16 protein-coding genes are annotated in these 13,744 nt (G+C 75.0%); 12 read left to right on the plus strand and 4 right to left on the minus strand.

Annotated features, from left to right (window positions below; genetic code table 11):
• Positions 1–52: 52 nt before the first annotated feature.
• Entirely contained in the window at positions 53–901 is an 849-nt protein-coding gene (locus tag QOZ86_RS03990) for an aminotransferase class IV (protein ID WP_284490656.1), read from the minus strand.
• A 137-nt stretch (positions 902–1,038) separates the two neighbouring features.
• Here QOZ86_RS03990 and QOZ86_RS03995 point away from each other — a divergent pair, with 137 nt between their 5' ends.
• The 7 genes from QOZ86_RS03995 (at position 1,039) to QOZ86_RS04025 (ending at position 6,177) form a co-directional block, all read left to right on the plus strand.
• A complete protein-coding gene (locus tag QOZ86_RS03995) occupies positions 1,039–1,497 on the plus strand; it encodes a Fur family transcriptional regulator (protein WP_284490657.1) in 459 nt (152 codons plus the stop codon).
• Positions 1,494–2,612: a CAF17-like 4Fe-4S cluster assembly/insertion protein YgfZ gene (ygfZ, locus tag QOZ86_RS04000; protein WP_284490658.1), complete on the plus strand. Its 1,119-nt coding sequence runs from the start codon at positions 1,494–1,496 to the stop codon at positions 2,610–2,612. Before QOZ86_RS03995 ends, ygfZ begins: the two co-directional genes overlap by 4 nt.
• Positions 2,613–2,682: 70 nt before the next feature.
• Positions 2,683–3,294 carry an RsiG family protein gene (locus tag QOZ86_RS04005; protein WP_284490659.1) on the plus strand — a complete coding sequence of 204 codons (612 nt, stop codon included), beginning with the start codon at positions 2,683–2,685 and terminating at the stop codon, positions 3,292–3,294.
• 140 nt (positions 3,295–3,434) lie between these two features.
• Complete coding sequence (locus tag QOZ86_RS04010; RefSeq protein ID WP_284490759.1) at positions 3,435–4,376, plus strand: asparaginase; 942 nt, start codon at positions 3,435–3,437, stop codon at positions 4,374–4,376.
• Positions 4,377–4,464: 88 nt separating this feature from the next.
• On the plus strand, positions 4,465–4,929 hold the full coding sequence (locus QOZ86_RS04015; protein ID WP_284490660.1) for a helix-turn-helix domain-containing protein: 465 nt from the start codon (positions 4,465–4,467) through the stop codon (positions 4,927–4,929).
• A gap of 41 nt (positions 4,930–4,970) precedes the next feature.
• Positions 4,971–5,753, plus strand: a complete 783-nt coding sequence (locus tag QOZ86_RS04020; RefSeq protein WP_284490661.1) for a hypothetical protein — start codon at positions 4,971–4,973, stop codon at positions 5,751–5,753.
• Between the two features lie 136 nt (positions 5,754–5,889).
• Entirely contained in the window at positions 5,890–6,177 is a 288-nt protein-coding gene (locus QOZ86_RS04025) for a DUF2516 family protein (RefSeq protein WP_284490662.1), read from the plus strand.
• A gap of 41 nt (positions 6,178–6,218) precedes the next feature.
• Here the strand turns inward: QOZ86_RS04025 and QOZ86_RS04030 are convergent, their stop codons facing one another.
• Both QOZ86_RS04030 and QOZ86_RS04035 read right to left on the minus strand, forming a co-directional pair.
• A complete protein-coding gene (locus QOZ86_RS04030) occupies positions 6,219–7,058 on the minus strand; it encodes a spermidine synthase (RefSeq protein WP_284490663.1) in 840 nt (279 codons plus the stop codon).
• Complete coding sequence (locus QOZ86_RS04035; RefSeq protein WP_284490664.1) at positions 7,055–7,924, minus strand: class I SAM-dependent methyltransferase; 870 nt, start codon at positions 7,922–7,924, stop codon at positions 7,055–7,057. Before QOZ86_RS04035 ends, QOZ86_RS04030 begins: the two co-directional genes overlap by 4 nt.
• Before the next feature lie 34 nt (positions 7,925–7,958).
• Here QOZ86_RS04035 and QOZ86_RS04040 point away from each other — a divergent pair, with 34 nt between their 5' ends.
• Positions 7,959–9,011, plus strand: a complete 1,053-nt coding sequence (locus QOZ86_RS04040; RefSeq protein WP_284490665.1) for a UDP-N-acetylmuramate dehydrogenase — start codon at positions 7,959–7,961, stop codon at positions 9,009–9,011.
• A 57-nt stretch (positions 9,012–9,068) separates the two neighbouring features.
• On the opposite strand, the gene QOZ86_RS21135 is transcribed toward QOZ86_RS04040, so the two are convergent.
• Positions 9,069–9,314, minus strand: coding sequence for an SDR family NAD(P)-dependent oxidoreductase (locus QOZ86_RS21135; RefSeq protein WP_431521196.1), 246 nt, complete (start codon positions 9,312–9,314; stop codon positions 9,069–9,071).
• Positions 9,315–9,402: 88 nt separating this feature from the next.
• On the opposite strand from QOZ86_RS21135, the gene mshA reads away from it, so the two are divergent.
• The 4 genes from mshA (at position 9,403) to QOZ86_RS04065 (ending at position 13,715) form a co-directional block, all read left to right on the plus strand.
• Positions 9,403–10,740 (plus strand): D-inositol-3-phosphate glycosyltransferase, encoded by a 1,338-nt coding sequence (gene mshA, locus QOZ86_RS04050; RefSeq protein WP_284490666.1) that lies wholly within the window; start codon positions 9,403–9,405, stop codon positions 10,738–10,740.
• Positions 10,737–11,282 carry a YbjN domain-containing protein gene (locus tag QOZ86_RS04055; protein ID WP_284490667.1) on the plus strand — a complete coding sequence of 182 codons (546 nt, stop codon included), beginning with the start codon at positions 10,737–10,739 and terminating at the stop codon, positions 11,280–11,282. The genes mshA and QOZ86_RS04055 overlap by 4 nt, the downstream gene beginning before the upstream one ends.
• Positions 11,279–12,871 (plus strand): MFS transporter, encoded by a 1,593-nt coding sequence (locus QOZ86_RS04060; RefSeq protein ID WP_284490668.1) that lies wholly within the window; start codon positions 11,279–11,281, stop codon positions 12,869–12,871. The genes QOZ86_RS04055 and QOZ86_RS04060 overlap by 4 nt, the downstream gene beginning before the upstream one ends.
• 76 nt (positions 12,872–12,947) lie before the next feature.
• Positions 12,948–13,715 (plus strand): phosphoglyceromutase, encoded by a 768-nt coding sequence (locus QOZ86_RS04065; protein ID WP_284490669.1) that lies wholly within the window; start codon positions 12,948–12,950, stop codon positions 13,713–13,715.
• The last annotated feature ends 29 nt before the right edge of the window (positions 13,716–13,744 follow it).

Consider the following 13,744-nt stretch of genomic DNA (forward strand, 5'->3'; position numbering starts at 1 on the left):
GGTCGGCGAAAAGACTGCCGACCAGACTTCCCGGCTCACCTGGTTCCCAAAGCTACCGGGCCAGCAGCTCCCGGACCCGTCGGGACAGGCCACCCTCCCCGCGGCGGACGCCGTCGACGGTGTGCACGACGGCCACACCGCGCACCCCGGAGAGCAGCCAGACGGCGTCCGCGGCGTGCAGGTCGCCGACCGTGCCGGGCGTGACCGACGTCGACCAGCCGTCGTCCTCGGCCTGCGCGAACAGCCGTGCCTGCGTGGTACCGGGGAGGATCCCGGATTCGACCGGGGGAGTGTGCAGCGTGCCGCCGGCCGCCCAGACCACCGTGGAGGTCGGGCCCTCCAGCAGGCGCCCCTCCAGGCTGGTGAAGACGACGTCGTCGGCGCCGAGGTCGTGCGCGTGCCGCTGGGCCGCCATGTTCACCGCGTACGAGAGGGTCTTCGCGCCCCCGAGCAGCCAGGGCGCGCCGGCCCGGAAGTCGGCGGGCACACCGAGGCCCAGGGTGACCACCGAGATCCCCTCGGCGCGCTGGCGGAGCGTGTCGGCGGGGACGGGGGCGAGCAGCGCGAGCGCGGTCGGCGGCGTCCCGTCCCCCAGCCCGCGGGTGAGGAAGAGCCGGCAGACCCCCTCGAGCGCGGCCGGCCAGTCGGCGAGGACCGCCGCCACCATCTCCATCCAGGCCTGGTCGCCGGGAGCGGGCAGCCCGAGCAGGGCCGCCGAGCGGGTGAGCCGGGTCAGGTGGGCCGCCAGGTGCGGTGTGCGGCCGGCGACGACGGCGACGGACTCGAAGACGCCGTCGCCGCGCCCCAGACCGAGGTCGAAGGCGGTCACCACCGGCTGGTCGGCAGGGACGATCACGGCCGCCCCGTCCCGCCAGATGGCCACGCTGCGCTGCTCGCTCACGGATCCTCCTCGCTGTCCCCCGCAAGCGGGAGGTGCCCCAGCTGGTCGTCCGCGTTCGCGGCGCTGCTGTGCTCCTGGTGAGCTCGCGAGCTCGCTGACGGGCCCAGCCTGCCGCACGCCCGGCATAGGCTCCTCCCATGGGCCCCCACGACATCGCGGCGCCGCTCGCCGAGCAGTTGCGGGCCCGCGGTCTCCGGCTGACACCGCAGCGGGCCCGGGTGCTGGCCGCGGTCGCTGCGCTGGCCCACGCGACGCCGGAGGCGATCGGTGCGCGGCTGCGCGAGGAGGCCGGGCCCGGCGGCAGCGCGCCTGACACCTCGACCGTCTACCGCACGCTGGAGCTGCTGGAACGGCTCGGGCTCGTCTGGCACACCCACCTGGACCGCGGCGCGCCGGTCTACCACGCCGCCGAGCGGCCGCACCTGCACGTCGTCTGCGCGTCCTGCGGGCAGATCTCCTCCGTGGCGCCGGACCTCCTCGACCAGGCGGCGGAACGTCTGGCGGCGGATCTGGGTTTCACCGTCGACGTCGGTCACGTCGCCCTCTCCGGCACGTGCCGCGCCTGCCGAGAACGCGCCGGAACGGAGTCCTCATGACCACGCCCTCGCCCCTCCTCTCCCGTCCGGGGGCGGTGCCCGTCGAGGTCGCGCCGGACGTCGTGCGCGTCGTGGCCGCCCACTACGGCGATCCGCTGCGCGAGCAGCGGGCGCTCGCCGAGGGCGCCGGTCTGGTCGACCGCAGCGACCGCGACGTCCTCGCAGTGCCTGGTGCCGACCGGCTGTCGTGGTTGCACAGCATCACCAGCCAGCACTTCGAGCGGCTGGGCGACGGCTCCGGCAGCGAGGCCCTGGTGCTCAGCCCGAACGGCCACGTCGAGCACCACCTGGTCGTGACCGAACTGGGCGGCACCACGTGGGCCGACGTCGAGCCGGGCACCGGCGCGGCGCTGCACGCGTTCCTCGAGCAGATGCGCTTCATGCTCCGGGTGGCGCCTGAGCTGTCGACCGGCACCTGGGCGGTGCTCACCCTCGCCGGGCCGCAGGCTCCCGGGGTGCTCGCGAGCGCCGGCCTGCCGGTGCCCGGCAGCCCCTACGCCGTCGCGGCCGCCGACGGCGGTTGGGTGCGGCGGATGCCGCCGATCGGGGACGGCGGTGCCGCCGTGTTCGATCTCCTGGTTGCGCGCGCTGGGATCGCGGCCACCGCCGACCGCCTGCTGGCGGCGGGTGCGAGCCCGAGCGGCTTCTCGGCGTACGAGGCGTTGCGCGTGGAGGCCCGGCGTCCGCGGATCGGCGTGGACAGCGACCACCGCACGATCCCGAACGAGCTGGAGTGGCTGCGCACCGCCGTGCACCTGGAGAAGGGGTGCTACCGCGGTCAGGAGACCGTGGCCCGGGTGCACAACCTCGGCCGTCCGCCGCGGCGGCTGGTGCTGCTGCACCTCGACGGCGTCAGCGAGGACCTGCCCGCTCCCGGCGAGCCGGTCCTGGTCGGGACCCGCACGGTCGGCCGGGTGGGCAGCGTCGTCCGGCACCACGAGCTGGGTGTGGTCGCGCTGGCGCTGGTCAAGCAGTCCGTGGCGCCGGACGCGGCGCTGACCGTGGGGGGCTCGACGGCCGCGATCGATACCGACGACGCCCCCGCCGGGCCGGACGACACCCAGGCCGCGGTGCGCGACCGGGTCCGGGCGGTCCGGTCTGCGACGATCGGGTGAGCACGCCGGTCACCCGGCTCCGGCTGGGCAGGCCGGACCTGCTGACCTACGCTCCGCCCAGCGCCCGTCGATGACCACCGCCGATGCCCGGATGCCGGGCGTCCCGCACCTGGAGGCCACTTTCGTGAGTACCCAGCCGTCCCCCGCCGGGGGTGCCGCCGTCGATGCGCTGCTGGACCCGTCCTTCCTCGAGGACGCCGTGCGGCGGCCCATGGCCGACGTGCGGCGGCTGCGTCGTGAGGCGGAGCAGGAGGAGGTCAACCTCTCCTACACCCGCCGGCTGCTGCAGGGGCGGCTGGACATCGTGAAGCGGGAGCTGCAGCGGCGGGCCGAGCACGACGGGCGGTCGCTGGTCGACCTGCTGCCGGAGATCCTGGCGGAGAAGGGGCGCGGGCCGGCGCACGGCCTCGGTCGGCACCAGACGGTGCAGCCCGCGCGCCCGGAGGAGTACGAGTCCTGGGTGAACTCACTGACCCGTGGGGCAGACCTGTCGGCCATCACCGAGCTGTCGGACGAGCTGCTGGAGAGCGCCGCGCGGTCGCTGGCCGAGGCCGAGAAGGGCCTGTCGGAGCGGCGGCGGGGCGTGCAGCAGGTGATGGACGGGCTGGCCGCGGAGCTCGGCCGGCGCTACCGCGACGGCGAGGCCGACGTGGCCGCGCTCCTGGCGGACGAGGGACGATGACGGGAGAAGGACCCCGTCCTCCTCACCACTCGCAGGCTCGTGGCGAGCCTCGGGACGGGGCCCTCGAGCACTCGCAGGCTCGCGGTGGGGCCCTGCAAGGGGGCCGTTCCAGTGCGTCACCATGGCCGGACAACCCCGTCCTGGTCGAGGTCTGGCGGTCGGGGTTCCTGGAGTCGGTGCACCGGGGCGCGCTCGTGGTCCTCGGCGCCGACGGCGCGGTGCAGTTCGCCCTGGGCGACGTCGATCGGCCGGTGCTGCCGCGCTCGGCGAACAAGCCGGTGCAGGCCACCGCCATGCTGGCGGCGGGCTGGGAACCCCGGTCGGGTGCGGAGCTGGCCATCGGTGCCGGCTCGCACAGCGGTGAGGACGGCCACCGCGAACTGGTCGCGGGGATGCTCGCGGCCGTCGGCCTCGGCCCGGACGACCTGGGCTGCCCGGCGGCGCTCCCGCAGCACGAGGCCACCCGGGCCAGCTGGCTCGCGGGCGCCCGGGCGGCCGAGCGGCTGGCGATGAACTGCTCCGGCAAGCACGCCGCGATGCTGTCGGCCTGCGTGGCGGCGGGCTGGCCGACTTCGGGGTACCTGGACCGGCAGCACCCCCTCCAGCAGGCGGTCGAGACCCGGCTGGCAGAGGCGGCGGGGGAGCCGGTGCGCGCCGTCGTCGTCGACGGGTGCGGCGCGCCGCAGCACGCGCTGTCGCTGACCGGGCTGGCGCGCGGTGTCCTCTCCCTGGTCGAGGCGCCCGAGGGGTCCCGCGAGCGGGCCGTCGCCGATGCCGCGCGCGCCCATCCCTGGTTCGTCGCCGGCACCGGCCGCGAGGACACCGACCTCATGGGCGCGGTGCCCGGGCTGCTGGTGAAGGCCGGGGCCGACGGCGTGCACGTGGCGGCGCTCCCGGGCGCCGGGGCCGTGGCGCTGAAGCTCGACGACGGCGGGGACCGGGGCCGGACCCCGGCGCTCAGCGCCGGGCTGCGCCGGCTCGCTGTTCCGGCCGAGGTGCTTGCTCCGTGGGCGCGTCCGGGGGTGCCCGGCGGTGACGGCGTCGTGGGTGAGGTCCGGGAAGCAGCAGCGCTAAACCTCTGAGCTGCATCTACGCACTGTGAGGGGGTTCACGCCCGGGTGCTAACCGATCCGCTTGCAACAGCTAGCACCCAGGGTTAGCGTCGTACCCGTGCAGACCCCTGGTGAGTTCGTCCGCGAGCAGGTGACCACGGTCCGGGAAACGGTGGACCGGGTCGCCGGCAGCGTGGCGGAGTCGGTCGCCGAGGCGCCCCGCGTCTCGTCGGTCGGCTCCTCGGTGGGCGACTTCATCCGCGAGCAGCGCAGCGCCGCGCGTGTCTCGCTGCGCGAGCTGGCCCGCACGGCCGGCGTCAGCAACCCCTACCTGTCCCAGGTGGAGCGGGGCCTCCGCAAGCCGTCGGCGGAGATTCTCGCGTCGATCGCCCGGGGCCTGAAGATCTCGGCCGAGACGCTCTACGAGCAGGCAGGGATCCTCGAGCGGCGTACCGGGAACCCGGACACCGTGGCGGCGATCCGCAACGACGACGCACTGTCCGAGCGGCACAAGGCCGTCCTGCTCGAGCTCTACGAGACCTACGTCCGTGAGCACCGGACCGCTCCCCCGGCCGCCAGCTGAACCTCCCCCCACCCCCCACCCCCCACTCCGAAGGAGTCGGCATGACCCCCACCCAGACCGTGAAGCAGTACGGCGAGTTCGCCGTGGCCCAGGGCCGCACGTTCGCCGAGCAGGCCCGCACCCCTCTGCTGGCCTTCGTCGGCGCCGGTGACCTGGCCGTCGAGCGGACCCGCACCGCCGTCGCCTCGTTCCGCTCCAAGGCCGAGGCGCTGCCGGGCGAGGCGACCGTGCAGGCCGATCTGGCCGTCAAGGAGGCCCGGACCCGGGCCACCGAGGCCGCCGGCGCCGCGCGCACCGCGGCCCAGCAGCTCTCGACCGTCGTCCGCCCCGAGACGCTGCGCAGCACCGTGACCGGGCTGGTCGGGACCGCCCGCACCCAGGCGGCCACCACCGTGGAGACCCTCGCCGGTCGCGGCGCGGAGGTCGTCGAGGAGCTGCGTCGCCAGCCGGGCTTCCGGCGGGTCGCGCGGCGCGCCGAGCAGGCCGTCGACACCGTCGAGGAGACGCTCGAGGAGGCCATCGAGGACGCTGCCGGAGCCGTCTCCGAGGCGTCGGACGAGGTCACCTCGGTGGCGCAGAAGACCGCGGCCAAGGCCGGCAAGGCTGCCGCCAAGGCCGAGGAGACCGTGCGGGAGACCGCCGACTCCACCAAGGCCACCGTGGGCGAGGTCGCCGAGCAGCCGGCGCCGGCCCCCAAGGCCAAGTCGGCGGCCAAGAAGAACAGCGCCGCCGCCAAGAAGTCCCCGACGACCTCGGTGCGGGTCACCCGCGCCCGCACCGCCCGCCGGTCGGACCCCACCGCTGTGCCGGCGAAGAAGAACTGACGGCACAGCCTTCGACCAGGGCCCCGGAGCTGCGACCAGCGCTCCGGGGCCCTGTCGCGTCCGGGCAGCTGCCCCGTCCGGGCGAGTCGGCCGGCGAGCGGGTCGGTGTGCCGCCCGGCGCGGGTAGGCTGGCCCCATGGGCGTGTTCGACGGGTGGCTGCTGTTCATCCTGTACGTGGCGTCCCAGGCGTTGACCGTCTGGGCGTTCGCGGACGCCCTCATCCGGCCCGCCGCCGGGTACGTGGCGGCGGGCAAGCTGACCAAGCCCGGCTGGGCGGCCATCACCGGACTGGCCGTGCTGATCATCTTCTGGATGAGGACCCCGATGTCGCTGCTGGGCCTGCCCGCGGTGATCGCCGCGACCGTCTACCTGGTCGATGTGCGCCCCGCCGTCCGCGGCCTGCCCCGCGGCAACAGCTGGTAGCCAGGCGTCCCACACGTCCGAGCCGCCCGGCGCCGACCGGGTCAGCGGCTGAAGACGCCCTCGGGAGGCTCGGGCGAGGGCGTTGCCTCGGCATCGTGCACCGGCTGCGCCGTGCCGGTGAAGCGGTCGAGCTCCGCCCCGTCGACGACCCGCGAGGGCATCGGGTCGCGGGCGCATGCGCGGCTGAGCGCGGCCAGCGGCAGCTCGGCGTCGGAGGCGACCGCCACCAGGTTGCCGAAGCGGCGGCCGCGCAGGATGCCCGGCTCCGCGAGCAGGCAGACGTGCCGGAACGCCGTCCGCAACGTGGCGGCCTGCGCACGGGCGAAGCGCAGCGGCGGGCCGTCGGCGACGTTGGCGGCGTAGACACCGCCCGGTCGCAGCACGTGCGCGACTTCGGCGGCGAACTCGACGGTCGTCAGGTGGCCGGGCGTGCGGGCGCCGGCGAAGACGTCGGTGACGACGGCGTCCGCGCTCGCCCCGCGCATCGACTCCAGCGCCTCGCGGGCGTCGGCGGCCCGTACCCGGATGCGGGCGTTGCGGGGCAGCGGCAGGTGGTCGCGGACCAGGTCGGTGAGCGGCTGGTCGATCTCGACGACCCGCTGACGTGATCCGGGCCGGGTGGTGGCCACGTAGCGGGGCAGGGTCAGCGCGCCGCCGCCGAGGTGGACGACGTCGAGCGGGATGCCCGGCTCGGCGGCGAGGTCGAGCACGTGACCCATCCGGCGGACGTACTCGAACTCCAGGTGCGCCGGGTCCTCGAGATCGACGTGCGACTGCGGGGTGTCGTTCACCAGGAGCACCCAGGAGCCGTCGCGGTCGGCGTCGGCGAGCAGCTCGGCGGTGCCGCCGGCGACGGGTACCGGCCCGGGCGGCGTCCTCATCGCTGCACCGGCGCGACCGCCGACCAGCGCACCGTGACCTCCCCGTGCCGCCACCGTCGGCTCGACCCGACCAGCGGCCAGCCCTGCTCGCCGAGGGATCCCACCGCCGCGGTCCACCGCTGGCGCGGTCCGAAGGCGCTCATCCCGGCCGCGGCGGCCCACGCGGCGTCGAAGGCGCGCAGGAACTCGTGCACCGGCTGGCCGGGGACGTTGTGGTGGATCAGCGCCTTCGGCAGGCGCTCGGCCAGGTCCGACGGCGTCGCGATGTCGGAGACCCGCGCGGCGAGCGTGAGGGTGAGCGGGCCGCCCGCGTCCAGAGCCACCCACGCCGAGCGCCGTCCCCACTCGTCGCAGGTGCCCTCGACGATCAGCCCGCCGGGCGCCAGCGCCGCGCGCATGGTGTCCCAGGCCCGGGCGGCGGACTCCTCGTCGTACTGGCGCAGCACGTTGAAGGCGCGCACCAGCACCGGCCGGAGATCGGCCAGCTCGAAACCGCCCACCCGGAAGTCCACGCGGGGCGGATCGCGGTCGGCCTCGACCGCCGTCACCCGCTCGGGGTCGATCTCGAGCCCGACCACCTCGAGCCCGTTCACCTCCGGGCCCAGGCGGCCCACCAGCTCCAGCGTGGTCACCGCCGAGGAGCCGTAGCCGAGGTCGACGACCAGCGGGCGCGCGGCGTCCCGCAGCCGCGGCACCTGGGTGGCCAGCAGCCAGCGGTCCACCCGGCGCAGGCGGTTGGCGTTCGTGGTGCCCCGGGTGGGCAGGCCCAGCGCCCGGGCCCGTCCGGCGGCCAGCCGGGGTGCCTTGCGCTGCGGCTGGGGGGACAGCGACGCCCGCCGCTTGTGCTCGCTGCCAGGCTCGCTCACCGGGGCGAAGCGTAGTCCCGGCTACCGTCGACCCGTGCAGCTGCGATCCGACGTCCCGCTCGCGGAGCTCACCACCCTCGCCGTCGGCGGGCCGGCCGAGCGGCTGATCGAGGTGGAGACCGCCGCGGAGCTGGTGGCGGCGGTCCGCGACGCCGACGAGGCCGGCCGCCCGCTCCTGCTCCTCGGCGGGGGGTCCAACCTGATCGCCCCGGACGGGGGCTGGCCCGGTGACGTGGTCGCCGTCCGCAGTCGCGGCATCGAGCGGCACGGCGACGCCGAGCTGACCGTGCAGGCAGGGGAGAACTGGGACGAGCTGGTCGCCTACACGGTCGCGAACCGGCTGGCCGGCATGGAGGCGCTGTCGGGCATCCCCGGCTCGACCGGAGCCACACCCGTGCAGAACGTCGGCGCGTACGGGCAGGAGGTCGCCCAGACGATCACCGCCGTCCGCGTGTACGACCGCGCGGAGAAGGCCGAGCGCACCCTGACGCCCGACGAATGCGGGTTCGCGTACCGCGACAGCCGGCTCAAGCGCGAACCCGGCCGCTTCGTCGTCCTCGAGGTGGGCTTCGCGCTGCACCCGGGGCGGCTGTCCCGGCCGGTGGGTTACGCCGAGCTGGCGCGCTCGCTGGGCGTGGAGGTCGGCGGGACGGCGCCGCTGACGGCGGTCCGCGAGGCCGTGCTGGCGCTGCGCCGCGGCAAGGGCATGGTCTGGGGCCCGGCCGACCCCGATTCCCGCAGCGCCGGGTCCTTCTTCACCAACCCCATCGTGCCGGCCGGGCGTGCCGTCGAGGGCTGTCCCAGCTGGCCGGCCGGTGAGGGGCGGGTCAAGCTCAGCGCCGCCTGGCTGGTGCAGCACGCCGGTTTCGGCCGCGGCACCCGCGAGGGGCGCGTCGGGACGTCGTCGCGGCACAGCCTCGCCCTCACCACCGAGGACGGCGCCACCGCGGCCGAACTGCTGGCCTTCGCCGAGAAGGTCGTCGCCACCGTGCAGGAGAAGTTCGGCGTCACCCTCGACCCGGAGCCGACAACACCGTCGCCCTACCGGGCGACACCGCCTCCAGCTGCCGTCCCCCCATTGCCCTGAGCCGCTGAGTCGCGCTTGCCCGGGACCCTCCGGGCCCCACTCGGCGCGACCGCGCGGTCAGCCGGTGCGCAGGTCCAGGTACATGACGTGCAGCCCGACGAAGTCGTGCTCGGGGTCGGCCACCGATGGACCCGGCGAGATCCTCGAGACGGTCGAGCGCCGCGCGCCGATCACGACGTCGAAGCCCTCGGCCGCGAGGCGGGCCGCCGTGGCGGCGCCGATCCCGCTCGAGGCCCCCGTGACGACGGCGGTGCGACCGGCACCGGGCAACGGGCGGGAGCCGGTCTGGGCAGGGTCGGGCATGCGGGCCAGCCTCGCGCTGTTGCAGGATGATGACCAGACGGGGGTGCCGGTCCGCACCCAGCCAGTGCAGCGCAGAGCGGAGGTTCACGTGCCCGCTCGTCGCTTCCCGAGCTCCGGGCTGCCCTCCCGGGTGGCCACGCTCTCGGTGCACACCAGCCCGCTGGACCAGCCCGGGGCCGGTGACGCCGGGGGCATGAACGTCTACGTCGTCGAGGTCTCCCGCCGGCTGGCCGCCCGTGGCATCGCCGTCGACGTCTTCACCCGCGCGACCTCCAGCGATCTGCCGCCGGTGGTCGAGATGAGCCCGGGGGTCACCGTCCGACACGTCAGCGCCGGCCCGTTCGAGGGCCTGGGCAAGGAGGAGCTGCCCGCGCAGCTGTGCGCCTTCACCGCCGCGGTGCTGCGCGAGGAGGCCCAGCACGAGCCCGGTTACTACGACGTCGTCCATTCGCACTACTGGCTCTCCGGCCAGGTGGGGTACCTCGCCCGCGACCGGTGGAGCGTGCCGCTGGTGCACACCGCGCACACCCTCGCGAAGGTCAAGAACGAGGCGCTGGCCGCCGGTGACCGCCCCGAGCCCCGGTCCCGCGTGATCGGCGAGGAGCAGGTGGTCGCGGAGGCCGACCGGCTGATCGCCAACACCGACGAGGAGGCGCGCCAGCTGGTGCGCCTCTACGGCGCCGACCCGGCCCGCACGCTCGTCGTCCCGCCCGGTGTCGACCTGGACCGGTTCACCCCCGGCAGCCGGGGCGCGGCCCGTCGCGCGGTCGGGGTGCCCGACGACGCCGTCGTCCTGCTGTTCGTCGGACGGATCCAGCCGCTCAAGGCGCCCGACGTCCTGCTGGGGACCGCTGCGCGGATGGTCGCCGACGATCCGGCGTTGCGCGCTCGCTTGCAGGTGCACGTCGTCGGCGCCCCCAGCGGCACCGGTCTGGACGCGCCCCGTCAGCTCGAGCAGCTGGCGGCCACCCTGGGCATCGCCGAGCTCGTCCGGTTCCACCCGCCGCAGCCGCCCGACCGGCTGGCCGACTTCTACCGGGCCGCCGACGTCACCGTGGTGCCCAGCCACAACGAGTCCTTCGGACTGGTCGCGCTCGAGTCGCAGGCCTGCGGGACCCCCGTGGTGGCGGCGGCCGTGGGCGGGCTGCCGACGGCGGTGCGCGACGGCGTCTCCGGCGTCCTGGTGGACGGTCACGGCCCGGCGGACTACGCGGCCGCGGTGCGTGCCGTCCTCGCCCGTCGGGAACTGCTCGCCGCCGGCGCACGCCGGCACGCCGCCCGGTTCTCCTGGGACCGGACCGCCGACGCCCTGGTCGATGCCTACGTCGCCGCCGCGGGGGAGATGGCGGCCGCACCGCCTCGGCCGGCCCGCGAGCGCCGGGGAGGCCCGCTGCGTGCTCTCCCCGGGATCTCGGTGGCCCGATGAGCCGACCGGACGGGGCCAGGGCGACGGCGGAGCTCGACGCGGTCATCGAGCAGACGCTGCGCGACAGCGAGCTGGTGCACGAGCACCCGCGGCCGGGCACCTGGGTGGTGGACCTGCCGGGCACCAAGAAGCTCAAGACGGTGTGCGGGTTGATCGTCGGTGAGCACTCGCTGCGCGTGGAGGCCTTCGTCTGCCGCCAGCCGGACGAGAACCGCGAGCAGCTGTGGACCTACCTGCTGCAGCACAACGCCCGCATGTACGGCGTCGCCTACTCCGTCGACGGCGTCGGCGACGTCTACCTGACCGGTCGGCTGCCGCACGCCGCCGTCACCCCCGAGGAGCTCGACCGGATCCTCGGTGCGGTGCTCACCTACGCCGACGACCACTTCAACACCATGCTCGAGATCGGGTTCGGGACGTCGATCCGCCGCGAGTGGGACTGGCGGGTCAAGCGGGGGGAGTCCCTGCGCAACCTGGAGGCCTTCGCCGCCTTCGCCGACCCCACCCGCCGCCCCGGCACCGATCCCAACCCCAGGGCGTGACGGCGACCGACAAGTCCCGGCCGGGCGCGGTGCCGCCCGGCGACGAGCTGCCCCCCGGCTACGCCCGCCGCTGGTGGGTGCTGGCCACCATGACGGTCTGCCTGCTCGTGGTGATCATGGGGAACACGATCCTCAACGTCGCCATCCCGACGTTGCAACGGGAGCTCGGGGCCAGCCAGGGCGAGCTGCAGTGGGTGGTGGACGCCTACATCCTGGTCTTCGCCGGGCTGCTGTTCTCCTGGGGCGTCGTCGGTGACCGGATCGGCCGCCGGCGGGTGCTGCTGATCGGGCTGGGCATCTTCGCCGTCGGGTCGGTGTTCGCCGCGTTGAGCGACAGCCCCCTGGAGCTCATCGCCTGGCGGGCGGTGATGGGCATCGGTGGCGCGGCGGTCCAGCCGACGACGCTCGCGGTCATCACCAACGTCTTCCCGCCCCGCGAGCGCGGGCGGGCCATCGGCGTCTGGGCGGGGACGGCGGGGATCGCGGTGGCGGGCGGCCCGCTGGCCGGGGGCGCGGTCCTGGAGCACTTCTGGTGGGGCGCGGTCTTCCTCGTCGGCGTCCCCGTGGCGTTGCTCGGCATCGTTGCCGTGCTGGCCTTCGTACCGGACTCGAAGGACCCTCACCCGGGGCGGCTGGACCTGCCCGGCGTGCTGCTGTCGATCGTCGCCCTCGCCGGCCTCGTCTACGGGATCATCCACGGCGGCAGCGGCGCCGGGTGGACGACGCCCGGCGTACTCGTGCCCCTGCTGGGCGGCGTCGTCCTGCTGGCCCTGTTCGTCTGGCTGCAGCGCCGGTCGGCCCATCCGGCTCTCGACGTCTCGCTGTTCCGCAATCCGGCGTTCTCCGCGGCCGCGGGCGCGCTCGGGTTGAACTTCTTCGCCCTTCTCGGCGCCACGTTCTACCTGGTCTTCTACCTGCAGGGCGTCCGCCACTACTCGCCGCTGCAGAGCGGCGCGGCGCTGATCCCCGTCGCCCTCGGCATGGCGTTCACGGCGCCCCGGAGCTCCGGCCTGGCCGAGCGGTTCGGGGCCAAGGCCGTCTGCGCGACCGGCTTCTTGCTGATCACCCTGTCCTTCCTGGGCGTGCAGTTGCTCGACCTCACCTCGCCGGTGTGGCTGCTGCTCGCGGTGCTGTCGGTCCAGGGCGTGGGCATGGGCATGGTGATGGCGCCGGCGACCGAATCGATCATGTCCGTCGTCCCGCGGGAGAAGGCGGGTGCGGGCGCGGCGGTGAACAACTCGGTGCGCCAGGTGGGCGGGGCGCTCGGCGTCGCGATCCTCGGCTCCCTGCTCGCCGGCACCTACGCGGCCTACCTGGGTGCGGGGGTCGACGGGCTGCCCGCCGGGGCCCGGGGCGAGGCCAGCCAGTCGATCGTCGCGACGCTGGAGGCGGTGCGGCAGGTGGAGGCCGACGGGACGCCCGAGGAGGTCCGGATGGCCGCCGACGTGGTGCAGCCGGCGCGGGAGGCGTTCGTCTCGGCCATGCACACGACGGCGATCGGCACCGCGGCCGCCACCCTCGTCGCGGCCGGCGTGGTGCTGGCGTGGCTGCCCGGCCGACGCCGCGAGGCGTCCTCCGTCCCCGGGTGACCCATGGGAGCACGGAGCCGGGCCCGTGGGCACCGGCCGACGGGCGGCGCTGCCCGCGAGGGTGCCGTCGGGCAGGATGATCGCCGTGACGACCTCCCCGGGAACCCTGGTGCTGCTCCGCCACGGCGAGAGCGAGTGGAACATGGCCAACCTCTTCACCGGCTGGGTGGACGTCCCGCTCACGGAGAAGGGGCGCGAGGAGGCCGCCCGCGGCGGCCGGCTGATGGCCGAGCACGGGCTGCTGCCCGACGTCTCGCACACCTCGCTGCTGCGCCGGGCGATCATGACCGCCGAGCTGGCGCTGCACGAGGCCGACCGGCAGTGGATCCCGGTGCTGCGCTCGTGGCGGCTCAACGAGCGGCACTACGGCGCGCTGCAGGGCAAGGACAAGGCCGCCACGCTCGCCGAGTACGGCGAGGAGCAGTTCATGACCTGGCGCCGGTCCTACGACACCCCGCCGCCGCCGATCGAGCCCGGCAGCGAGTTCTCCCAGGACGGCGACGCGCGCTACTCGTTCCTGCCGCCGGAGGCCCGCCCGACGACCGAGTGCCTCAAGGACGTGGTCGTCCGGATGCTGCCGTACTGGTACGACGCGATCGTCCCCGACCTGCGGCAGGGGCGGACGGTGCTCGTCGCCGCGCACGGCAACAGCCTCCGCGCCCTGGTCAAGCACCTCGACGGCATGGGTGAGGACGAGGTCGTGGGGCTGAACATCCCCACGGGTATCCCGCTGCGCTACGACCTGGACGCCGACCTGCGACCGGTGACGCCGGGCGGGCAGTACCTCGACCCCGACGCCGCCGCAGCTGCCATCGAGGCGGTCAAGAACCAGGGGAAGAAGTAGTCACACGGTCCGGTGGGGAGCCGGAGCCT

The organism is Blastococcus capsensis, assembly GCF_030165005.1.
In the GTDB taxonomy this organism is placed as follows: Bacteria; Actinomycetota; Actinomycetes; order Mycobacteriales; family Geodermatophilaceae; genus Blastococcus; species Blastococcus capsensis.